The sequence below is a fragment of the Saccharopolyspora sp. NPDC000359 genome, from assembly GCF_040300525.1.
Lineage (GTDB): Bacteria > Actinomycetota > Actinomycetes > Mycobacteriales > Pseudonocardiaceae > Saccharopolyspora.
Window position 1 is genome coordinate 24,437 of record NZ_JBEPDU010000058.1, and the last position, 21,557, is coordinate 45,993.

General features: G+C 72.3%; 18 protein-coding genes. 11 read left to right on the top strand and 7 right to left on the bottom strand.

Annotated features, from left to right (window positions below; translation table 11 throughout):
• Window positions 1–90: 90 nt before the first annotated feature.
• The 5 genes from ABT324_RS28545 to leuC form a co-directional block, all read right to left on the bottom strand.
• Window positions 91–1,452: a sodium/glutamate symporter gene (locus tag ABT324_RS28545; RefSeq protein WP_351183728.1), complete on the bottom strand. Its 1,362-nt coding sequence runs from the start codon at window positions 1,450–1,452 to the stop codon at window positions 91–93.
• Between the two features lie 7 nt (window positions 1,453–1,459).
• On the bottom strand, window positions 1,460–2,374 hold the full coding sequence (locus ABT324_RS28550; protein WP_351183730.1) for a LysR family transcriptional regulator: 915 nt from the start codon (window positions 2,372–2,374) through the stop codon (window positions 1,460–1,462).
• 1 nt (window position 2,375) lies between these two features.
• Complete coding sequence (solA, locus tag ABT324_RS28555; RefSeq protein WP_351183732.1) at window positions 2,376–3,500, bottom strand: N-methyl-L-tryptophan oxidase; 1,125 nt, start codon at window positions 3,498–3,500, stop codon at window positions 2,376–2,378.
• Window positions 3,501–3,579: 79 nt separating this feature from the next.
• Complete coding sequence (gene leuD / locus ABT324_RS28560; protein ID WP_351183734.1) at window positions 3,580–4,197, bottom strand: 3-isopropylmalate dehydratase small subunit; 618 nt, start codon at window positions 4,195–4,197, stop codon at window positions 3,580–3,582.
• The gene (gene leuC / locus ABT324_RS28565) at window positions 4,197–5,597 is read right to left on the bottom strand and encodes a 3-isopropylmalate dehydratase large subunit (RefSeq protein WP_351183736.1); all 1,401 of its coding nucleotides are present in this window, start codon (window positions 5,595–5,597) and stop codon (window positions 4,197–4,199) included. Before leuC ends, leuD begins: the two co-directional genes overlap by 1 nt.
• A gap of 246 nt (window positions 5,598–5,843) precedes the next feature.
• On the opposite strand from leuC, the gene ABT324_RS28570 reads away from it, so the two are divergent.
• Both ABT324_RS28570 and ABT324_RS28575 read left to right on the top strand, forming a co-directional pair.
• On the top strand, window positions 5,844–6,326 hold the full coding sequence (locus ABT324_RS28570; RefSeq protein ID WP_351183738.1) for an Lrp/AsnC family transcriptional regulator: 483 nt from the start codon (window positions 5,844–5,846) through the stop codon (window positions 6,324–6,326).
• Between the two features lie 167 nt (window positions 6,327–6,493).
• A complete protein-coding gene (locus ABT324_RS28575; RefSeq protein WP_351183740.1) occupies window positions 6,494–6,940 on the top strand; it encodes a hypothetical protein in 447 nt (148 codons plus the stop codon).
• Here ABT324_RS28575 and ABT324_RS28580 read toward each other — a convergent pair.
• Window positions 6,937–8,265 carry a GntP family permease gene (locus ABT324_RS28580; protein ID WP_351183742.1) on the bottom strand — a complete coding sequence of 443 codons (1,329 nt, stop codon included), beginning with the start codon at window positions 8,263–8,265 and terminating at the stop codon, window positions 6,937–6,939. The genes ABT324_RS28575 and ABT324_RS28580 overlap by 4 nt on opposite strands.
• Before the next feature lie 288 nt (window positions 8,266–8,553).
• Between ABT324_RS28580 and ABT324_RS28585 the strand changes: the two genes are divergently transcribed.
• The 5 genes from ABT324_RS28585 (at window position 8,554) to ABT324_RS28605 (ending at window position 14,596) form a co-directional block, all read left to right on the top strand.
• A complete protein-coding gene (locus ABT324_RS28585) occupies window positions 8,554–8,913 on the top strand; it encodes a cupin domain-containing protein (protein ID WP_351183744.1) in 360 nt (119 codons plus the stop codon).
• Between the two features lie 387 nt (window positions 8,914–9,300).
• Window positions 9,301–9,795, top strand: coding sequence for a DinB family protein (locus ABT324_RS28590; RefSeq protein WP_351183746.1), 495 nt, complete (start codon window positions 9,301–9,303; stop codon window positions 9,793–9,795).
• Window positions 9,796–10,080: 285 nt separating this feature from the next.
• Window positions 10,081–12,960 carry an FAD-binding and (Fe-S)-binding domain-containing protein gene (locus ABT324_RS28595; RefSeq protein ID WP_351183748.1) on the top strand — a complete coding sequence of 960 codons (2,880 nt, stop codon included), beginning with the start codon at window positions 10,081–10,083 and terminating at the stop codon, window positions 12,958–12,960.
• Between the two features lie 50 nt (window positions 12,961–13,010).
• A complete protein-coding gene (locus tag ABT324_RS28600; protein ID WP_351183750.1) occupies window positions 13,011–14,354 on the top strand; it encodes a TRAP transporter large permease subunit in 1,344 nt (447 codons plus the stop codon).
• A gap of 11 nt (window positions 14,355–14,365) precedes the next feature.
• Complete coding sequence (locus tag ABT324_RS28605) at window positions 14,366–14,596, top strand: hypothetical protein (RefSeq protein ID WP_351183752.1); 231 nt, start codon at window positions 14,366–14,368, stop codon at window positions 14,594–14,596.
• 5 nt (window positions 14,597–14,601) lie between these two features.
• Here the strand turns inward: ABT324_RS28605 and ABT324_RS28610 are convergent, their stop codons facing one another.
• On the bottom strand, window positions 14,602–15,315 hold the full coding sequence (locus ABT324_RS28610) for a GntR family transcriptional regulator (protein ID WP_351183754.1): 714 nt from the start codon (window positions 15,313–15,315) through the stop codon (window positions 14,602–14,604).
• Window positions 15,316–15,661: 346 nt separating this feature from the next.
• Between ABT324_RS28610 and ABT324_RS28615 the strand changes: the two genes are divergently transcribed.
• From ABT324_RS28615 to ABT324_RS28630, 4 genes are all read left to right on the top strand, one after another.
• Window positions 15,662–19,027, top strand: coding sequence for a TM0106 family RecB-like putative nuclease (locus tag ABT324_RS28615; RefSeq protein WP_351183756.1), 3,366 nt, complete (start codon window positions 15,662–15,664; stop codon window positions 19,025–19,027).
• Window positions 19,028–19,264: 237 nt separating this feature from the next.
• A complete protein-coding gene (locus ABT324_RS28620) occupies window positions 19,265–19,954 on the top strand; it encodes a DUF3159 domain-containing protein (RefSeq protein WP_351183758.1) in 690 nt (229 codons plus the stop codon).
• A 49-nt stretch (window positions 19,955–20,003) separates the two neighbouring features.
• Window positions 20,004–21,206 carry a cytochrome P450 gene (locus ABT324_RS28625; RefSeq protein WP_351183760.1) on the top strand — a complete coding sequence of 401 codons (1,203 nt, stop codon included), beginning with the start codon at window positions 20,004–20,006 and terminating at the stop codon, window positions 21,204–21,206.
• Between the two features lie 27 nt (window positions 21,207–21,233).
• Window positions 21,234–21,428, top strand: a complete 195-nt coding sequence (locus tag ABT324_RS28630; RefSeq protein WP_351183762.1) for a ferredoxin — start codon at window positions 21,234–21,236, stop codon at window positions 21,426–21,428.
• Window positions 21,429–21,557: the final 129 nt, after the last annotated feature.

Here is a 21,557-nt window from a genome sequence, read left to right on the forward strand (position 1 = left end):
TTGCCCCAAGGCCCGTGCAGCCTGGCACCCCGCGTTATCTGCCCCATATCGCCAATGCACCAGCCCGAACCGAGCAGGAGTCCGCTGTGCTCAGCCGGTACGCTGCGCGGTTCGCCCCGCATCGCGGGTCGGTGCCCGCCGGACGAGCAGGAACGGCACACCCAGCGCCAGCACCGCGATGCCGCCCCAGATCCCGGCGATCGCCCAGCCCGCGCCCGCTAGCGCGAGCACCGGGGTGAAGGTCACCGCCGTCACCTCCACCGGCAGCAGGGGCAGGTAGGCGATGGCGAAGTCCTCCAAGGTCCGCGAGCGCAGCCGCGGGTCGATGATGCGCAGCAGCGCGAGCCCGGTGGAGACCGACCCGGTCGCCCAGCCCCAGGTGAAGACCTGCTTCTCGAACCACGCGTCGCCGAGCATCCGCGGCGCCACGACGACGCCGAGCAGCAGGCACAGCGCCAGCCCGACCGCGAACAGGACCAGCAGCGGCAGCCAGTACCCGGTCACGAAGCTCGGCACGATCGAGGCGATGCCGCACACCACGAGCACATCGGTGGCGCTGCCCGAGATCGACTTGAGCGACTCGGGGTCGACGAACCGGCTCGTCCGGGTCGCCGACAGCAGGCCGCGCAGGACCAGGCCCACCACGAACGCGATGGAGAACAGCGGGAACGACACCGCCGGGAACGCTTCGCCGAGCAGCACGTTCACCCCGTAGGCCGCGGCGGAGACCACCAACACGACGGAGGCCTGGAAGCCCAGCGACTCGATCGAACCGCTGGAGAAGGTGTGCGTGCCGACCACCGGCCGGTCGTCGTCCCCGCGGAGCACCCCCGTGCGCAGGTGCTCGGGGAGCGCGTCGAGCCCTTCGAACTCCTCGGCCCAGCCGCGCTTGGCACCGACCTTCGCCTGGATGATGCCGCCGACGATGCCGACCAGCAGCCCGACGGTCGCGGCGGTGAACGCCAACGACTGCGCCTCGGTCCAGCCCCCTTCGCCGAAGACCGCCCCCATCGCCGCCGCCGAGCCGAACCCGCCGGCCCACCCGGCGAACAGCAGCAGCCCGAACCCGTCGTGCGTGCCGAACAGCGGGCCCAGCACCAGCAACCCGAGCACGACGCCGACCACGACCTGCGCCGCGTAGAACAGGACGCCGTAGCTGGCGAACCCGGCCACCGAGCGGCCGAGCCGCCGTAGGTCCACGTCGCCGGTCAGCGACAGGCAGGCGAACACCACCACGATGAGCACCGACGAGTACGCGCCGAGCTGGTCGGAGAAGGGCAGCAGGCCGAGCACCTCGGGGCCGAGCACGAGGCCGAGCACCCCGGCGAGCACGCTGGCCGGGACCATCAGGGTCTGGAGCAGTCGGACGGTCGCGCGCAGGACGGCCCCGACCACGAGGAGCAGGCCGATCAATCCGGCGTCGACGAGCAGCGACCAGGCTGAGTAGTCCACGGGACTCCTACGGTGTTGGTGCGGATGCGGTGGGGTGCCGGGCGGGCTCGCCGAAGCCCAGCGAGCGCTGGGCGGACCGGAAGGCGCGCTCGACGACCGGTAGCAGCCCGAGCGGGTCGCCGCTGGCGACCCGGGCGCGCAGCGGCGACCGGGCGGTCGTGCCGGGCAGCGGCAGGAACCGCACGCCCGGCCACGGGGTGAGGCCGGTGATCTCGGAGACGATCGCCACGCCGTGCCCGGCCGAGACCAGGCCCAGCATCGCCTGCTCGCTCTGCACGTGGGCCACCGGCTCGGCGGAGAACCCGGCTTCGGCGCAGGCCGCGGCGATCGCGTCGAAGGCGACCGGGGCTCGGTCCCGGCCGAACAGCACGATCCGCTCGGTGGCCGCGGAGCGCAGCGAGGCGGTGTCCGACCGGGCCAGCGGGTGGTCCAGCGGCACGGCGAGCAGCAGCCGCTCGTCGGCCAGCACCACGTGGTCCGGGGAGTCGTCCGCCCACTCCCGGAGGATGGCCAGGTCGATGCGCCCGGCGGCCAGGGCGTGCCGCTGCTCGGAGCTACCGAGGTCGACCACCACGGGGTCCCACTCGGCCAGCTCCGGCAGCAGCGCCGGGAGCAGGGCCGGGAAGGCGGAGGTGACCGCGGCGACGCGGACCGGTGCGCGACCGGATCCCCCGCGCACCAGCGCCTTGGTCTCCGAGGCCCGGCGCAGCAGGAAGTTCGCCTCCGGGTAGAGGACGTCGGCGGCGGTGGTCGGCCACACCGAGCGGCTGGTCCGCTCGAACAGCCGCACCCCGAGCTCGTGCTCCAGGTTGGCGATCGCCTGGCTCACCGGCGGTTGCGCGGTGTGCAGGCGGCGCGCCGCGGCGGTGAAGCTGCGTTCCTCGTAGACGGCCACGAAGTGGCGCAGGAGCCGGAGTTCCACCTCAACCCCCGAACCGGGCCGGGGAGAACCGCGAGATGTCGTGCTGCTGCGGCAGTCCGAGCGCCGAGCGCGCCGCGATCTCGCCGAACGCGGGCGCGAGCTTGAAGCCGTGCCCGGACAACCCCGCGACGACCACCACCCCGGGCTGGACCGCCCCGATGACGGCCCGCCGGTCCGGGGTGTAGGCGTCCACGTGGGCGGAGTGCCGGCTGGGGTGCGCGGGCAGACCGGGGACCAGCTCGTGGACCTGCGCGCCGACCCCGGCCAGCTCGCGCGGTTCCCGGAAGCGGACGAGTTGCCCGGGTTCGCCGATCGAGCCCCAGTTGTCGGCCCAGCCCGCCTTCACCAGCGCCCCGTCCACGCTCGGGATGCCGAACAGGTGGACGTCGCCGAGGTCCCGGATGAACCCCGGGAAGACCTCGGGCGCGAACGCCGCCGGGTCCTCCGGTGCGAACCAGGTCAACACCAGCGGGCGGATCTCGAGCAGCTCCCGCAGCTCCGGCAGCAGCTGCGCTGCCCAGGCCCCAGCGGTCACCACGACGCTCTTGGCGGTGCGGCTGCCCCGCGCGGTCGAGACCCGCACACCACCGGGGACGTCCTCGATCCCGGTGACCGGGGCGTTGTCGATCAGCTCGGCACCCGCCTGCCGCGCCCGGCGCTGCGCCTCCCGGACCGCGGGTTCGGGCCGGAGCACGCCGCCGAGCCGGTCGAGGACGCCGATCTCGTCAGTGATCGACCCGTGCTGCGGGAACCGGCTCCGCAGCTCGGCCGCGTCCAGCACCTCGTGCGGGATCTCGTGCTCGGTGACCGAGGCGAGCACGTTGCGCATCGGTGCGATCGCCGGGGACCCGATCGAGAGCACGCCCGTGGTCTGGAACAGCACCCGGCGGCCGCCCCGCTCGAGTTCCTGCCACAGCTCGCGGGCCTGCAGCAGCATCGGGACGTACTCGGGGCTCTCGTGGTACCCGGTGCGGAACAGCCGCGACTCGCCCGCGCTCCCCCCGGCGTCGTGCCCGAGCGCGTACTGCTCCACCCCGATGACCTGCGCACCGTGCACCTCGGCGAGCCGCCAGCAGGCCATCGACCCCACGCTGCCCAACCCCACCACGATCACGTCGGCATCCATGGAGGGGGATTCTCAGCGCCCCGACGGCTCCTGCCAATACCTCGTCGATATCAAAAGGCTGTAGGGCTATCCGCGAATCCTATGGATCACCCGCGCCACGCCCGGTGCGCCGGGTCGTGGTCGGCAGCGCTGGTCGGCGGCGGGCCTCGTAGGCCGCGATGTCCCCCGTGTGCCGGAGGGTCGTGCCGATGTCGTCCAGGCCCGCCAGCAGGCGGTCGCGGACCGCCTCGGGGACGTCGAAGCGGCACTCGACCCCGTCCGCCCGGACCTCCCGGGCCACCAGGTCGACCGCGACCGGGGACGTCGGCTCGCGGTCGAGCAGGTCCCAGAGGTGCTCCACCACCGGCGCGGGCACCACGACCGGGAGCAGGCCGTTCTGGTGAGCGTTGCCGGTGAAGATGTCGCCGAAGCGGGGCGCGATGATCGCGCGGAACCCGAAGTCGGCCAGCGCGTAGACCGCTCCTTCGCGGGACGAGCCGGTGCCGAAGTCGGTGCCCGCCACCAGGATCGTGGCCCGGTCGTACGGCGGCCGGTTGAGCACGAACCCGGGGTCGTCGCGCCAGTCGGCGAACAGGTCCTGCCCGTACCCGGCCTTGGTCAGCCGGGTCAGGAAGCGGACCGGGATGATCTGGTCGGTGTCCACGTTGCTCGCCCGCAGCGGGGCCGCTTGTCCGATGTGGACGGTGAACTTCTGCATCAGGGCTCCAGGTCGGCGGGTGCGGCGAGGTGACCGGCCACCGCGCTGGCGGCGGCCACGGCGGGCGAGACGACGTGGGTGCGGGCGCCCTTGCCCTGGCGCCCCTCGAAGTTGCGGTTGTTGGTGGAGGCGGCTCGCTGCCCCGGCCGCAGCCGGTCCTCGTTCACCGCGGCGCACAGGGAGCACCCGCTGGTGCGCAGCTGCACCCCCGCGGCGGCGAAGACCTCCGCGAGCCCCTCGTCCACCGCCTGCTGGCGGACGGTGTCGGACCCGGGCACGAGGTAAACCTCCACACCGGGCGCGACGGTGCGCCCGCGCAGGACGTCCGCGGCCGCGCGCAGGTCCTCGATGCGCCCGTTGGTGCAGGAACCGATGAACACCGCGTCGATCGCGATGTCGCGCATCGGGGTGCCGGGCCGCAGGTCCATGTAGGCCAGCGCGCGCTCCGCCGCGGCGCGCTCCTGGGGATCGGTGAACGACGACGGGTGCGGCACCACGGCGTCCAGCGGAACCCCCTGCGCCGGGTTCGTCCCCCAGGTGGCGAACGGGCTGATCCGGTCGCCGTCCAGCACGACCTCCCGGTCGAACGTCGCATCGTCGTCGGACCGCAAGCTGCGCCAGAAGGCCTCCTCGGCCTCCTGCTCGGGGCCGGTCGGGGCGTGCGGCCGACCACGCAGGTAGGCCAGGGTCTTCTCGTCCGGGGCGATCATGCCCGCCCGCGACCCGGCCTCGACGGTCATGTTGCACACCGTCATCCGCGCCTCCACCGACAGCGCCTCGACGGCCGGACCGCAGTACTCGACGACGTGGCCCTGCCCGCCCGCGGTGCCGATCTGCGCGATCAGCGCGAGGATCAGGTCCTTGCCGGTCACGCCGTCGGCGAGCCGCCCGGTCACGGTCACCCGCATGTCCTTCGGCCGGGTCATCGGCAGGGTCTGGGTGGCCAGCACGTGCTCGACCTGCGAGGTGCCGATGCCGAAGGCCAGGGCGCCGAACGCCCCCATGGTGGTGGTGTGCGAGTCGCAGCAGACGACGGTCATGCCCGGGTGCACCAGCCCGAGCTCCGGTCCGATGACGTGGGCGATGCCGCGTTCGCGGTCGCCCCGCCGGTACACCTCGACGCCGAACTCGGCGCAGTTCTCGGCCAGCAGCGCGGCCTGGCGGCGCATCGCCGGTTCCTCGATGCGCTTGTGTAGGTCGCGGGTGGGGACCAGGTGGTCCTCGGTGCCGAGCGTGAGGTCGGGTCGGCGCACCCGGCGCCCGGCGGCCCGCAGCCCGTCGAAGGCGATCGGGGTGTTGACCTCGTGCAGCAGGTGCAGGTCGACGTAGAGCAGGTCCTGCTCCCCTGCCCTGCGGACGACGTGGGCGTCCCAGACCTTCTCGGCGAGGGTCCGTGCCATCTCGCCCTCCTTCCGCCGTGCTGAGCGGGCCACTTGGTCGTGAACAGGGTGAACATTGGCTACCGGTGGGTCAACTGTCCGCATGAACATTGAGCAACTGGTACAGCGGTGAGCCGATTTCGCCGACCACCATGGACATCTGGTCACGACTTCCCACCGCGCGCGGCGCTCCCCCTGGCGGATGGCCCTCCCAGGTGGAGAATGTGCGCACCACTGGCCGTCCGAACCCAGCACCGGGAGTACCGCATGCCACCAGCGCTCGAACCGCTCGACACCGCTGTCCTCCAGCTGATCGCCGAGGAGCCCCGCGCAGGCGTGCGCGAGTACGCGCGGCGGCTCGGGGTCGCTCGCGCGACGGTGCAGGCCAGGGTGGACAAGCTGCAGCGGCTCGGCGTGCTGATCAGCTGGCGGCCCCAGTTCGACCCCGCGGCGATGGGCTATACGGGGCTGGCCTACGTGCGGTTGCAGCTCGCGCAGGGCAAGCTCGGGCGAACCCTGGCCGGGCTCAGCCGCATCCCCGAGGTGATCGAGGCGAACGCGGTGGCCGGTGACGCCGACCTCCTGTGCCGGGTGGTTGCCAAGGACAACGCCGGGTTGGAGGACGTGCTGCAGCAGATCATCGCGGTCGACGGCGTGGAGCGGACGTCGACTGAGGTCGTGCTCAGCCGCCGCCTGATGCCCCGCATCTCCCCGCTGATCCGCAAGATGCACGACGAACTCCGCCGCTGACCCAGCTGGTGCAGAGCACCCAGACGGCGAAGGGTGCCGTTCACCTCCGGGCGGTGCGCGGTGACGAGTGCGCTGGCGGGACCCCGCGAGTGCACTGCTGCCTCCCGCTGGTCGCGGTTTGGTCAAAGGCGGGTTCTCCGGTCACGTGCTGAGCTACTTTGCTCGACATGAATCCGCTTCGACGGCCTCGCCCGTGGGTGCGACTCGCGTCCGCAGCCGTGATCGGCTTCGCGCTGTGGCTGCTGCTGGTCCCCCGGATCGCCATGTACTTCGTGGACGACGGCAGCGATCCCTACTCCGTCCGGGCCAAGTACGCGTGGGGGCGGGGCACCAGCGACCAGATCATGCTCCTGCCGACCGACCTGTTCGGCGAGGAGGACCCGACGATCGGTGACGGCGGGGTGGACGGGATGGTCACCAGTGTTCGGCTCAACTGCGGTCTCGTGTTGACCTCCGGGGGAAACGAAGCGGACAGCCCCAGCGGTGCGGCGGCGTGCTCGCAGGTCGAGACGCTGCCGCTGTTCGGCGGCCTCGGGCTCGGTGTGCTTGGCATCGCGGGCTTCGCGCTCGCCGGGCGGCTCCCGTCGCACCGCGACGACGAGGAGCTCTTCTAACCGAACACCGCGGACAGCGGCAGGATCACCAGGATCGCGACCACCGAGGCGATCGACACCCCGCCGGAGAAGGTCTTCAGCGTGCCCCGCGTGGTGAGCCCGGCCAACGACTGCAGCAGCCAGAACGTGTTGCTGGTGACGTGGATGGCGAACAGCGAGCCCGCCCCGGCGGCCAGCGCGATCCACACCGGATCCAGCCCGATGACCGGAGCCAGCGGAGCGAGGATGCCCGCCGCGGTGATCGCCGAGATCGACACCGAACCGACGGCGGCGTGCAGGACCGCCGCCACCGCCCACACCACCAGCAGCGGCGCCGTGGTGTTCGCGGCGAAGTACTGCCCCAGGACGTCGCCGAGGCCCACGTCCTTGATCGTCAGGGCGAGCGAACCCCCGACCCCGTTGAGGACCAGGATCTGCCCGCTCTCCCGGAACCCGTTGCCCAGCGCCGCCTCGACCACCGCCGCGCCCGCGACCCGGCGGGTCACCGCGATTGTGCCGATCAACCCGAGGAACAGCGCGATCACCGGGTCGCACGCGAACGCCAGCGGCTCGACCTCGACCCCGGCGATGTCGAGCACCGCACCGGTGGCGATGAGCAGCAGCGCGAGCAGGACCGGGCCGAAGAGCACGACCAGGCGTATCTGGCGGGTTGGTTCGGGGGTTGGTTCCGTTGCGGGGACAGGACGTTCGTCCTCGTCCACGTCCCACCAACCCCGGCGGAAGAGGAACTGCACGACCGCGACCGAGATGGCGGTGGTGGGCACCGCGACCAGCAGGCCGAAGAGCAGCATCGTGCCGAGTGGGACCCCGAGCAGACCGGCCAGCGCCAGGCACGCGATGCCCGGAACGACCATGACCACGCCAACTTCCATCCCGATGCCCATCGCGGCGATCATCCGCGGCGTCCCGGTCGGCCCCATGCGCACGCCCAGACGTCGCGCCAGCGGCGCGACGATGACCACCAGGACGTCGAGGAAGATCGACTGGAGCGCGGTGGCGGCGGTGAGCGACAGGGCGTGGGGCATGCGCTTGGGCCCGACCCGGCGCAGCAGTGCCTCGACGAGGCGCTCGATCGCGCCCGACCGCTGCAGCAGCGAACCGGTGAGCACGCCGAACGCGACTAGCAGGCCGATCTCGGCCATGAGGTCGCCGAAACCGGTGGTGATGGCCTCGATCGTGCCGTCCACGCCGAGCCCCGAGGTCAGGCCGAGGTAGCAGGCCCCGAGCAGCAGCGAGATGACGGGGGTGAGGCGGAAGCGGATGATCAGCAGCACCGTCGCGAGGACTGCGAAGGCGGTGTTGACCAGGATCAGGGTGTTGGGCATGGGTGCATCCCGGTGATCACGCTCGGCATCGAGCGGGCTGGACGTCGGTGTCGCGACGGGTGCAGGTGCGCAGCTGTGCCAGCAGAAGCTAGTTGCTTATGTCCACTGGGTGAAGCTCTGGCGCAGAAACTGGACCAGTTGTCCAGCGATGCCCGGCGAATACCGACCAGACCGCGCCACCGGCCCAGCTCCGCTCGCCCTACCACGCGTCCTTGGTCCCTGGCCGCGGCGAGCGGGCGCGCCGCAGACTCGAACCGCACGCAGGATCCGCGCACTCGAGGAGGAGCGATGACCCTCGAAGTCAAGGACCTCGGCAAGCCGGACGAATCGCGCGAGTTCGCGCACGGCGAGCTGAACCTCGTCGAGCTCCCCGGGGTGACGGTCGGGCGCACCGTACTACACCCCGGCTGGCGCTGGTCGAACGACGTCAAGCCGATCGCGCAGACCGACAGCTGCCAGCAGGCGCACACCATGTACGTGCTGTCCGGCAGGCTGCACATCGTGATGGACGACGGCCAGGAACGCGACATCAGCGCGGGCGAGACCGGTGTCGTCTCCCCCGGGCACGACGCGTGGGTCGTGGGCGAGGAGGACTTCATCGCCATCGACTGGTCCGGCGCCGCCACCTACGCCCAACCGGCGCGGTGACCAACCCCGGACTGATCCGGTGATCCCTCCCCCGCGAAGCGGAAACCGACCGTCCACAGTGAACTCCAATGCGGGGTCGACCAGTTCTGGTCGGCCCCGCCGACCGGTGCGCGCGGTGGCCGCTCCTCGGCGAGGCTGGTCCAGATCGCGCTGGACCTCGTATCCGCCTTGGGATAAGGTCCAGGCAACGCCTGCGCGTGACGCGCTGGGCTGGCCGCATCCCGGCCGCCCGCGACGCGCAGCTCCAGCGAATCCGCGGCACCTCCCCTCTGAAGGCTCGCCGAGATCAGCGGAATTCCGTGCCCCGCGCCGTCATGCGCGAGCGCCCCCACCACGATGCGACGCACTTCCCCAATCCACCGACAACCTGCAGGATCGAGGCCGACGATGACCTGGTCGATACCGCTCACCACCACCGGCGCGGAACGCCACCTGCTCGAAAGCACCCTCGACCGCAACCGCGCCGAGCTGATCGGCACGGTGCGCGGCCTGTCCGAAGCCGAGGCCCGCCGCCGACTCGTCACGTCCCCGACCACCCCGATCGGGCTGCTCAAGCACGCCGCCGTCGCCGAGCGGATCTGGTTCCACCACGTCCTGGGCGGTCTGCCGAAGGACCAGTGCGACGGCGGCACGACCGCGGGGGACGCCAGCTTCCTCGTCGGCGGCCGTGAAACCGTGCGCGACGTGATCAGCGAGTTCGAGCGCGCCAGCGAGCGGTCGCGGGCGATCGCCGCGGACTTCGACCTCGACCACACGGCGGTGCACCCCGACCTGGGCGAGGTCAACCTCCGGTTCATCTACCTCCTCATCGCGGAGGACTTCGCGCGCCACGCAGGCCACGGGGACATCCTCCGGGAGCAGATCAAGCACCCCGCCACCTGACGACCCCGACCTCAACGAGGTCCGCGCGACCACCTCCACCCACTGGCGGCCGAAGGCCACGCAGCGGGGTCCCGACGGGCGCTGACCGGACGTGCCGCTCGGGTGCTGGTCCGCTGAGGCGGGCCGCCAGATCGAGAACTCGTGCTTGCCAACCTCCGCGAGTAACATGTTACTGTCCTGCGGTCGGTGACGGCGCCCACGGTTCGTGGTGGGGCGCCACCCCGCGCAGGTGCGCCTGCGGCGGCAGGACGTCACCGCCCTGCGAACCCGGAGGGAGAGCCCGCGGTGACGACTGCGTCCACCGAGGACATCCGCGCGCGCTTGCGCACCGACCGCGCCGCGCTGAGCGCTTACGTCTCCGATGCGTCGATCTTCCGCCGGGCGCCCCGCGCCGTCCTGGAACCCCGGTCCCTGGCGGAAGTTCAGGCCGGGGTCCGCATCGCCCGGGAGGAGGGGTGGCCGGTCACCGTCCGCGGCGGCGGCACCTCGGTGGCGGGCAACGGGATCGGCGAAGGGCTGATCATCGACACCTCCCGGCACTTCAACCGGGTTCTCGACATCGATCCCGAGGCGCGCACCGCCCGGATCCAACCCGGCGTCGTCTGCGACGCGCTGCGCGAGGCAGCGGCACCGCACGGCCTCACCTACGGGCCGGACCCCTCGACGCACAGCCGGTGCACCGTCGGCGGCATGATCGCCAACAACGCGTGCGGGTCCCACTCACTGGCTTGGGGAACCGCCGCGGACAACGTCGTCGAGCTCACCGTCCTGCGCGCCGACGGCGAGCTGGTCACGTTGCGGCGGGGCGGGACGAGCGATCCCGAGCTCGACCGCGCGCTCCAGCGCCTGCGGGACGAGAACCTGGCGCTGCTGCGCACCACCCTGGGCCGGTTCCCCCGGCAGGTCTCCGGGTACGGGCTGCACCACCTGCTGCCGGAGAACGGCTTCGACACGGCCAAGGCCTTCGCCGGATCCGAAGGAACCCTGGGCATCATCGTGGAAGCCGTCGTCCGGCTCGTCCCCGCGCCGAAGGCGAAAGCGCTGGCCGTCCTGGCGTTCCCGACCGTCTTCGACGCCGCCGCGGCCGCGCCGCTGACCCGGCGGCCCGGTGTGGTGACCTCCGAGGGCATGGGCGGTGACCTGCTCGACGTGCTGCGGATCAGCCAGGGCCGCGACGCCGGTGACGTCCTCCCGGGCGGTGCTGGTGATCCGCGCCCGGCTGGTGGCTGGCTCTACTGCGAGACGACCGGCGAGTCCACTGCGGACGCCCGCAGGCGCGCCGAGGAACTCGTGGCCGAGTTCTGCTCCCACCCCGAGCACCGCACCGCGGACTCCGCCGTCGTCGCCGACCCGGCCGGGATGCGGCGGCTCTGGCGGATCCGGGAATCCGCGGCGGGCCTGGTCACCCGGCTGCCCGACGGCGGCGAGGCCTGGCCGAACTGGGAGGACTCGGCCGTGCCACCCGAGCAGCTCGCCGACTACCTGCGCGACCTCTACGCGCTGCTGGACGAGCACGGGCTGCGGGGCATTCCGTTCGGGCACTTCGGTGAGGGCTGCGTGCACATCCGCATCTCCTTCGACCTCGGCACCGAGGACGGGCTCGACGTCTTCCGGTCCTTCATGTCCGATGCCGCCACCACCGTCGCGGCCCACGGCGGTTCGCTCTCCGGCGAGCACGGTGACGGCCGCGCCCGGTCCGCTCTGCTGCCCCGGATGTACCCGCCGCAGGTGCTCGCGGCGTTCGCCGCGTTCAAGGCGGCCTTCGACCCGGAGCGCGTCCTCAACCCCGGCGTGCTCGTCGACCCCGACGCCGTGGACGTCGGCATCCGCCCGGCCCCGGGGCAGCGCAGCAAGGAGTTCATCCCCGTGCACGCGCTCAGCCACGACCGGGGTTCGCTGGTCAACGCCGTGAACCGGTGCGTGGGAGTCGGTGCCTGCCGCTCGGACGAGGGCGCGATGTGCCCCTCCTTCCAGATCACCCGCGACGAGGTGCACAGCACGCGCGGCCGGGCCCGCATCCTCTCCGAGATGTTCCGCGGCGAACTCCACCCGGAGGGCGCCGCCTCCGAGGACGTCAGGGACGCACTCGACCTGTGCCTGTCGTGCCGGGCCTGCGCCTCCGAGTGCCCGGTCAACGTGGACATGGCCACGTACAAGTCGGAGTTCCTCCACCAGCACCACGCGGGTCGGCGGCGCCCCGCGGCCCACTACTCGATGGGTTGGCTGCCGCTGACCAGCAGGCTCCTGCACCTCGTCCCCGGCGCCGCCCGGGTGGTCAACGCACTGCTGTCGGTCCGCCCGGTGGCGAAGGCCGTGATGCGGCTCGGCGGAGTTGACACCAGCCGGTCGATGATCCGGTTCTCCTCGCGCAGCTTCCAATCGCTGGCGAGGTCACGGCGCTTCCGCGCGGCTCAGGCCAGCAAGCGCCCCTCCCGCGGGACGGTGGTGCTCTGGCCGGACAGCTTCACCAACCACCTGGACGCCGACGTGGCCGCCGACGCCCACCAGGTCCTCACCGCGCTCGGATACGACGTGGTCGTGCCGCGCGGGTTCCTCTGCTGCGGGCTGACCTGGCACTCGACCGGTCAGCTGACGCGGACCAAGCAGGTCCTCACCCACACCCTGGCGTCGCTGGCCCCGTGGCTCGACGGCCGCACTCCCGTCGTCGTCCTCGAACCGTCCTGCGCGGCGATGCTCACCGAGGAGGCTCCGGAACTGCTCGCCGACGACCGGCGCTCGCACCGGCTGGCCGAGCAGGTCGTCACGCTCGGCGACGTCGTGGCCCGGCACGTCGACGACGTCGACTGGCCCTTCGGGGAGCTGCCGGTCCCGGCCCTGTCCCAGGTCCACTGCCACGAGCGCGCCCGCCGCGGGCACGCGGGGACCGGCACCACGTTGACCCGGCTGGGCGTCGAGGAGTCCGAGGTCGAGACCGGCTGCTGCGGGCTCGCCGGCAACTGGGGGTTCGAACCCGGTCACGCCGAGCTCTCCCGCCGCCTCGCGGAACGGGAACTGCTCCCCCGCATCCGGGAGCTCGACGCGGACGCCGTCGTGCTCGCCGACGGCTTCTCCTGCCGGACGCAGATCCGCGAGCACGGCCCGGCGCACAAGCAGGGGCTCCACCTCGCGCAACTGCTCCGCCGCGCGCTCAACACGCGCTCCTGACCCCCGCTCCGCGCTGAGCGGCTGAACATCCGAAGAACAAGTGAGGCACGATGGGCATCCTCGCGCTGCTGGTCTTCATCGCGGTCACCGTCGTGATGAACGTCCCGCTCAAGCGACCTATCTCCGAGTCCCTGCTGGTGGCGTTGCTGGCCACCGCGCTCGTCGGCGGCAAGGACGCGTTGTCGCTGCTGTGGACCGGCATCTGGGGCGCGCTCGACAACGACGTGACGTTCGCCGGCATGGCCTTCGTACTCATGGGCGTGATCGTCTCGGCCACCGGGTTGATCGAACGGCTCATCGAGATCTTCAACTCCGTCTTCGGCCGCCTGCGCGGCGGAGCGGCCTACGTCTCCACGGCGGGTTCGGCCGCCATCGGGCTCGTCGCCGGGTCGACCGCGGGCAACGCCGCCACCGTCGGCTCGGTGACGATCCCGTGGATGAAGGCCAACGGCTGGTCGGGCGCACGGGCCGCCACCCTGGTGGCCGGCAACTCCGGCCTCGGCGTCTCGCTGCCGCCGAACTCGACCATGTTCATCATCCTGGCGACCCCGGCCGCCGTCGGCGTCAGCGCCGGGGACGTCTACGTCTCGCTGTTCGTCGCCGGCGCCTACTGCGTGCTCTACCGCATGCTCGTGGTGTTCCTCTGGACCCGCCGCGACGGCATCCAGCGCACCGACTCCGGGCACCTGGCCACCTTCCGGCAGGCGCTGGCGAGCGGGTGGACCTCGACGACGATCTTCGCGGGCATCCTCATCCCGGTGCTGCTCACCTTCGGACCGCTGTTCACCTGGCTGGAGTCCGAGGCCCGGGTCGGCGAGGAGGCGATGGGCGAGATCTCCATCATCGTCTGGGTGCCGATCCTCATCTCCGCGATCGCGCTGGTCGAGGGCCGCAAGCGCCTGCGCGGCAAGTGGGGCCAGCTGCGCCGGGCGGTCCGGGCGGAAGCTCCCCAGTTCGCCACGGTCGGCATCTCCCTGTTCGCGGCCCTGGCCGCCTCCAACATCATGGGCGAACTCGGGGTCGGGCCGCAGCTGTCCGAAGCCCTGGCCCGGATGGACCTGCCCAAGCCCCTGCTCGTCCTGGTGGTCTGCCTCACCGCGGTCCTGGTGGCCACGCCGCTCTCCTCGACGGCGACCGCCGCGGCCATCGCCGCTCCGGCGGTCATCGCGCTGGGCACCGTCGACGTCCCGTCCGTCGTGGCCATCTGCGCGCTCCTGGTGTGCACCTCGACCGAGGGGGCCTCCCCGCCGGTGGGCGCGCCCATCTACCTGGCCTCCGGGATGGCCGAGGTGAGCCCGCAGAAGACGTTCCTCCCACTCATCGCCTGGTTCGTCGCCCCCGTCATCGCCATCGCCTGGCTCATCGCCATGGGCTGGCTGCCGATTCCGAGCTGAGAGGACCCACCGTGAAGAAGGCCCTGGAACTCGTCTTCTGGACCGCCCTGGCCGCGTTCCTCGCGCTGGGTGCGCTCATCGTGCTCGGCCAGCTGCTCGGCGTGGTCCTGCTCAGCCCCTGGCTGGTCAGCGGTGCCGCGGCCGCGCTGAACTGGTCGGCGTTCAGCGCGGCGACGCTCTGCGCGCTGGCCGCCTTCGCGCTGCAGTACTTCCCGGCGGAGGGGTCGGCCGACGGGGCGTGACCCGGTCAGGAGTCGAAACCGGCCCGCAACTGCTTCCAGAGCTCCTGCGGGTCCTCGGTCCGCTCCGCGTGGCGCAGCGCCTGACCGACCAGCAGGACGGCGGTGGCTTCGAGGTGCTCCCGCATCGCGCGGGCCGCGCCGGGGCCGTCGCCGTCGAGGATCGCCGCGACGATCGGGTCGTGCTCGCCGATGATGTCGGCGTAGTCCCGGCTCCGGCCCGCCGTCGAAGCGCCGAGCAACCGGGTCGAGACCCGCAGCTGGTCGATGATCCGGCGACCGCGCCGCATGTCCCCGGCCACCAGCACGATGCCGTGCAGCTGCTGGTCGACCGCGAAGAACCGCGTCTCCTCGTCCCGCTCGGCCGCCTCGCACATCTGGCGCCGCAGTTCCGCCGCCTCCGCGGCGAAGGACTCGTCGGCGCGCAGGGCGGCGCGGTGCGCGGCCGGGACTTCGAGGGCGAGGCGGATGGAGAAGATCTCCGCGACGTCCTCGGGGGTGGTGGGGATGATCTGGAAGCCGCGGTTGCGCACGAAGCGGAGGAGCCCGGCCTCCTCCAGCCGCAGCAGGCCCTCGCGGACCGGCGAGCGGGAGATGCCGAGCTCGTCGGCGAGCTGGTAGACGCTGTACCACTCCTGCGGGCGCATCGTGCCTTCGATGACGGCGGAGCGCACGTGCTCCATGACGGCCTCGGTGAGGCTCGGCTGTCGACCCGTGCTCATGCTCTTCCCGTCCGGCCTCGGCGCCGGATGCGGAGCAGCGATCACGGGCCAGCGGCTCTTGCGTCTGCGGCTACCGGGTCATCGTATCCCCGCGGTGCGCGAGTCCGGTCGGGAGGAGCGCGGACGCCGAGCCGTCATCCACTGTGGACGAATGGGGCGGGGCCGCGCGGTGGCGCAGTCATCGCCGCCAGCAGCCCGCCGGTTTCGCGGAGTGACCCAGTCGTCACCGCCCGGACCCGCCTACCAGGACTTCCACCGCGGTCGCCGGGTACGCGGACCGCTCGCCGCGGCGTGTCGGGTACCCACGGCGCCAACCCGGACCACCGGGCATGTCAGACTTCCTCCGATGCACACCCCGTCCGACCTCGCCGACCTGCTCGAATGCGAGCACCGCAGCATCCTCGCGCAGGCGTGGGTGGCGGGGTTGCCCGGCGCGCCGCGCCCGGGCTCCGGGCCCGACCGGCTGGCCGTCAAGCACGGCCGCGCGCACGAGGAGGCCACCCTCGAACGGCTGCGCGGCGAGCGCACGACCGTCGTCGAGATCGACGAGCGCGACCCAGTCGCTGCCGCGAAGGCCACCGAAGAGGCGCTGCGGGCGGGGGCGCCGGTGGTCTACCAGGCGGTCTTCCAGGACGGCGAGTTCTCCGGCCGCGCCGACTTCCTGCTTCGCGACGACCAGGGCCGCTACGAGGTCTACGACACGAAGCTCGCGCGGCACGCGAAGCCCTCCGCGGTCGTGCAGCTCACCGCCTACGCCGACGCGCTGCGCCGCGCCGGGTGGCCGACCGGCCCGCAGATGCACCTGCTGCTCGGCGAGGGCACCACGCGCAGCCTGCGCGTCGACGACTTCCTGCCGCTGCTCGACCGCCTCCGCGACCGGCTGGTCAACCGGCCACCGCGGCTCCCGGAGCGCCTGTGGGCCGACGAGCGGCCCGCCTGCAGCGGCTGCGCCTTCGCCGACCACTGCTCGTCCGCGCGCGAAGCGGACCGGGACCTGTCGCTGGTGGCGGGCATGCGCGGTGAGCAGCGGCGCAAGCTCGTGGCGGCCGGGCTCGGCACGATCGACGCGCTCGCCGCCGCCGACCCGGCGGACCGCCCGCGTGACATGTCGGCGGGCACCTTCACGACCCTGCGCGCGCAGGCCGCGATCCAGGTGCGGCAGGACCGGACCGGGCAGCTGGCGTACGAGGTCATCGACCCGTCCGCGCTGGCCGAACTCCCGCCGCCGAGCCCGGGCGACGTCTTCTTCGACATGGAGGGCGACCCGTACGCGCTCGGCGGCACCGGGTTGGAGTACCTGTTCGGTGCCGTCACGCCCGACGCCCGCTTCACCCCGTTCTGGGCGCACACGCGCGCCCAGGAGAAGCGCGCCTTCGAGGAGTTCATCGACTTCACCACGGCCAGGCTGGCCGAGGACCCCGACGCGCACGTCTTCCACTACGCGCCGTACGAGGTCACCGCCGTCAAGCGGCTCGCCGCCGTGCACGGCACGCGCGAGGAGGCCGTGGACGAACTGCTGCGCAGCGGTCGAATGATCGACCTGTACGCGGTGGTGCGCAAGGCGCTGCGCGTGGGCCAGCGGTCGTACTCCATCAAGTACCTCGAACCGCTGTACATGCCCGAAGCGCGCGACGGCGAGGTGAAGACGGCCGCGTCGAGCATCGAGGCCTACGAGGACTACCTGACGCTGGCCGGGGCTGGCGACACCGAGCAGGCCGAGGAGGTCCTGCGCGGCATCGCCGAGTACAACGAGTACGACTGCGTTTCCACGCTGCGGCTGCTGGAGTTCCTGCACCGCGTCCGCGAGGACTCGGGCATCGAGCTCGCCACCCCCGCACCGGAGTCCGAAGTGGACGAACTGCTGCGGCGGGCGGAGGAGGAAGAGGCCGCCGAGCGCCGGGCCGAACGCGCGGCAGCACTGGCCGCGCTCGTCGACCCGCTGCTCGACGGCCTGCCCGACGACCCCGCCGACTTCACCCCGGACCACCAGGCCCGCGCGCTGCTCGCCGCCTCCGTCGGCTACCACCGGCGCGAGACCAACCCGGCGTGGTGGGAGTTCTTCCGGCAGCTCGCCGCCCCGGTCAGCGACCTGGAGGTGGACACCACCTGCGCGGTGCCGGTGTCGGTGTCGACCGGGGAGTGGGTTCCGCCGACAGGACGGCAGCGCACCGCGAAGCGCACCCTCACCGTGGCCTGCGACCCGGACCGGCCGCACCCGTTCGCGGTCGGCGACAACGTTCGCCTGCGGTACGGCGCCGATGCGCGCGACGCGAAAGTCGTGGCGGCGTCGGCCGTCGAGCTGACGCTGGAGGAGAGCAGCGCCCCGGACGCCACGTCCGACGAACGACCGGTGGCGGTCCTCCCGGGCGGCCCGGTGCGGCCCGCGCCGAAGGACGAGGCCGTGGCCGACCTCGCCCGGCTGGTCGGCGAAGCGCTCCCGCAGCTGCCCGCGCACCCGGGTGTGGACCTGCTGCGCCGGATCCCGCGGTTGCGCGGCGGCGGCGCGCTGCCCGCCTCTGGCTGGGACCCGGTGGCCACCGTCATCGAGGCGGTCGACGCGCTCGACGGGTCGGTGCTCGCGGTGCAGGGGCCGCCCGGAGCGGGCAAGACGTACCTGGCGGGCAAGCTGATCGCGCACCTGGTTCGCTCCGGGCGGACCGTCGGTGTCACCTCCAACAGCCACAAGGCCGTGGAGAACGTGCTCTCCGCCGCGCTCGGCAACGCGCCGTCCATGGCGTGCGCGAAGCGGCCGCGCCGGACGCCGGACCCCGACCTGCCGTGGGAGCAGCCGAAGACGAACAACGCGCTGGCGAAGTGGCGCACCGAGCACAACGACGGCCACCTGGTCGGCGGCACCGCCTGGACCTTCGCGAACGCCGCCGTGCGCGAGGAACCCTTCGACGTGCTGGTGGTCGACGAGGCGGGGCAGTTCGCGCTCGCGGACGCGCTGGCGGTGTCGATGTGCGCGAAGAACCTGGTGCTGCTGGGCGATCCGCAGCAGCTGCCGCAGGTCGTGCAGGGCACGCACCCGGCGGGCGCGGAGGCCTCGGCGCTGGGGCACCTGATCGGCGGCGCGGACATCATGCCGCCCGAGCTGGGCTACTTCCTGGACCAGACGCGGCGCATGCACCCCGCGGTGTGCGCGCCGGTGTCCCGGCTGTCCTACGCCGGGCTGCTGCGCTCCCACCCGTCCGCGAACCGCGCGATCGACGGCTTCGACCCCGGCCTGTACCTCGCGTCGGTGGAGCACACCGGCAACACCACGCGGTCGACCGAGGAGGCGGCGCAGGTCGTGTCGGTGATCGCGGACCTGCACGGCCGCAGCTGGCAGGGCCGCCCACTGGGGGACGCGGACTTCCTCGTGGTGGCCCCGTACAACCTGCAGGCCCGGACGGTGTCGCGGGCCCTGGCCGACGCCGGTTTCGGTGACGTGCGGGTCGGCACGGTGGACCGGTTCCAGGGCCAGGAGGCCCCGGTGGTGATCACGACGATGACGTCCTCGTCGGCGATCGACCTCCCCCGCGGGCTGGACTTCCTGCTGTCCCGCAACCGGGTGAACGTGGCGCTGTCGCGGGCGCAGTCGGTGGCGGTCCTGGTGTGCAGCCCCCGCCTGCTGGAAGCTGACATCCGCACGGTCGACCAGATGCGCCTCATCTCCGGGATGCTGGGCCTGCTGCGCGACGCCCAGCCCTGGCCGACCACCGCGAAGTAGGACGTCGGCGGCAGGAGCGCGTCGCGTCGTGGTCCGGGCGACGCGTTCCTTGATCACGATTCGGCTGCTGACGAAGCTCTTGATCTTCGACCTGCACCACCCCTGTGCAGCTAGAACACCGGTCCCAGGGAGGTCGGAGCGGTCCCTGCGTCAGGAAATCGTCAGGTTGGTGACCGCCTCGGGTCAGCTGGTGTGGGTTTGCTGGCAGCAACACCCAGCCAGCCCCTTGGAGCAGCCGTGGTCCCTTCGCCGCCCCACCAGGACGACCGTGCTGACGGCCCGCCCAGCACCGTGCAGAACAAGGTGCGGTCCGCGCTGATCGACATCGCGCCGATCGTGGTCTTCACCGTAACCTTCGCGCTGACCCGCCAGGTCGTCCTCGCGGTGGCCCTCGCCCTGGCCTGCGGCGTGATCATCACAGTGCGCAGGCTGATGCGCAAGGAACCCGCCTGGCGCGCACTCGGCGCCCTCGCGGTCATCGGCATCGGCGGGCTGCTGGCCACCCAGACCGGCAACGCCACCAACTTCTTCGTGCCCAGCCTGGTGTTCCAGGGCTCCCTCGCGCTGGTGTCCCCGGTGATGATGGCGCTGGGCTGGCCTCCGCTGGGCCTGGCGGCGGGCCTGGTCACCGGCGAGGGGACCAGGTGGCGCCGCTGCCCGCTGCGCCGCCGGGCCTTCACCCGGGCGAACCTGGTGCTGCTCGTGGGAAAGCTCCTCATCCTGTCGGTGGAGATCCCGCTGTTCCTGGCTGACCAGACCGTCGTGCTCGGGGTCACCAACTCCCTCGGTCCGGTGGTGCACGGGGTCGGCGCGCTGCTGGCCTGGCGCCTGTTCCGCCGCATGACCGGAAACCATCGCTGCACCCCGGGGGCCGACCGCTGCGAGGACCCCGAGAGCACCTCACCCGACCCGCAGCAAGCCGCTTGACGCCACCCGCGTCCGAAGCGAAACCGATGATGGAGGAAGCGAAAGTCCTATGACCGCACCACAGCTGCCGTTCCACCGCCCGAACGTGCTCGACCTGGCCCCGCGCTACGCCGTGCTGCGCCGCGAAGCCCCGCTCGTCCAGGTCCGCACCCCCTCCGGGGACCTGGCGTGGCTGGTGACCCGCTACAACGAGGCCCGGTCGCTGCTGGGCGACCCGCGCCTCGGGCGGTCGCACCCGAACCCGGAAGCGGCCGCGAAGGTCTCCGAGGCCGCGTTCTTCGGCGGCCCGACCGGCAACCACGACACCGAGCAGGCCGACCACCAACGGCTCCGCAAGTTGCTCGCACCAGCGTTCTCGGCCAAGCGGATGCGCGCGCTGGGCGAGCACATCAAGGAGCTGACCGAGGGTTGCCTCAACTCGATGCAGGCCGCGCACGACCGGGCCCCCGGTGAGCCGGTCGACCTGCACGAGCACCTCGCCTTCCCGCTGCCCGTGCTCGTCATCTGCGAACTGCTCGGCGTGCCCTACGCCGACCGCGAGGTCTTCCGCGACCTCTCCGAGCGCATCGGTCTGCTGAACCAGGGCGACGCCGCCCGCAACGCGATGGTCGAGTTCATGGCCTACACCAGCCAGCTGGCGGAAGCCAAGCGGAAGAACCCCGCTGAGGACGTCATCTCCGACCTGGTGCTGGCGCAGCAGGCGTTCCCAGGCATCACCGACGAGGACATCGCGCGCCTCGCCGTGGCGCTCATCTTCGCCGGTCACGAGACCACCGCCGGGCGCATCGACCTCGGCGTCCTGCTGCTGCTGTCCGACCTGGAGCGGCGGGACGCCTTCGTCGCCGACCCCGACGGCCGGGTCGAGGGCACGGTGGAGGAGATCCTGCGCCGGACCGCGCCCGGCAGCCTGGGCTTGGTGCGCTACGCGCACGAGGACGTCGAGATCTCGGGCCAGACGATCTCGGTTGGGGACGCGGTGCTCATCGCCGTCGGTGTGGCGAACCAGGACCCGGAGGCGTTCCCCAACGCGGAGGAGTTCGACCCGGAGCGCAAGGCGCCCGGACACCTCGCGTTCGGCCACGGCGCCCACTTCTGCATCGGCGCGAACCTGGCCCGCACCGAGCTGCGCACGGTATTTCCCGCGCTGTTCCGGCGGTTCCCGACCCTGCGGCTGGCCGTGGACCTCGACGACATCGCGGTCCGCAGCGACCGGCTGACCGGCGGGCTTAACTCGGTCCCCGTCACCTGGTGAGCACCCCGACCGAGCGGAGGACATCCGATGAACATCAGCGCTGACAAGGACAAGTGCATCGGCGCCGGGCAGTGCGCGCTGATCGCCCCCGACGTCTTCGACCAGAACGACGAGGACGGCCAAGTGGTGGTGCTCAACCCCGATCCGTCGAGCGACCTGCTGCCGCAGGTCGAGGACGCCGCGGCGGGCTGCCCCGCGCTGGCGATCACGCTGCAGAGGTGAGCCCCGGACGCCGTGGTCCTGGTCGGGGACCAGGACCACGGCGGGTGCGCAGCCGGGGAGGCGAACGGCCGGCCCGCCGCGGCGGAGGCCGCGGCGGGGCGGGAGTGGTTTTATAGGAAGAGCGTAGTG

Coding starts and splice junctions, on each gene's coding strand:
- ABT324_RS28580 (WP_351183742.1), bottom strand. CDS start 8,265: ATGCCCAACACCCTGATCCTGGTCAACACCGCCTTCGCAGTCCTCGCG.
- ABT324_RS28590 (WP_351183746.1), top strand. CDS start 9,301: ATGACCTGGTCGATACCGCTCACCACCACCGGCGCGGAACGCCACCTG.
- ABT324_RS28610 (WP_351183754.1), bottom strand. CDS start 15,315: ATGAGCACGGGTCGACAGCCGAGCCTCACCGAGGCCGTCATGGAGCAC.
- ABT324_RS28615 (WP_351183756.1), top strand. CDS start 15,662: ATGCACACCCCGTCCGACCTCGCCGACCTGCTCGAATGCGAGCACCGC.
- ABT324_RS28585 (WP_351183744.1), top strand. CDS start 8,554: ATGACCCTCGAAGTCAAGGACCTCGGCAAGCCGGACGAATCGCGCGAG.
- ABT324_RS28630 (WP_351183762.1), top strand. CDS start 21,234: ATGAACATCAGCGCTGACAAGGACAAGTGCATCGGCGCCGGGCAGTGC.
- ABT324_RS28625 (WP_351183760.1), top strand. CDS start 20,004: ATGACCGCACCACAGCTGCCGTTCCACCGCCCGAACGTGCTCGACCTG.
- ABT324_RS28570 (WP_351183738.1), top strand. CDS start 5,844: ATGCCACCAGCGCTCGAACCGCTCGACACCGCTGTCCTCCAGCTGATC.
- leuD (WP_351183734.1), bottom strand. CDS start 4,197: ATGCAGAAGTTCACCGTCCACATCGGACAAGCGGCCCCGCTGCGGGCG.
- leuC (WP_351183736.1), bottom strand. CDS start 5,597: ATGGCACGGACCCTCGCCGAGAAGGTCTGGGACGCCCACGTCGTCCGC.
- ABT324_RS28575 (WP_351183740.1), top strand. CDS start 6,494: ATGAATCCGCTTCGACGGCCTCGCCCGTGGGTGCGACTCGCGTCCGCA.
- ABT324_RS28600 (WP_351183750.1), top strand. CDS start 13,011: ATGGGCATCCTCGCGCTGCTGGTCTTCATCGCGGTCACCGTCGTGATG.
- solA (WP_351183732.1), bottom strand. CDS start 3,500: ATGGATGCCGACGTGATCGTGGTGGGGTTGGGCAGCGTGGGGTCGATG.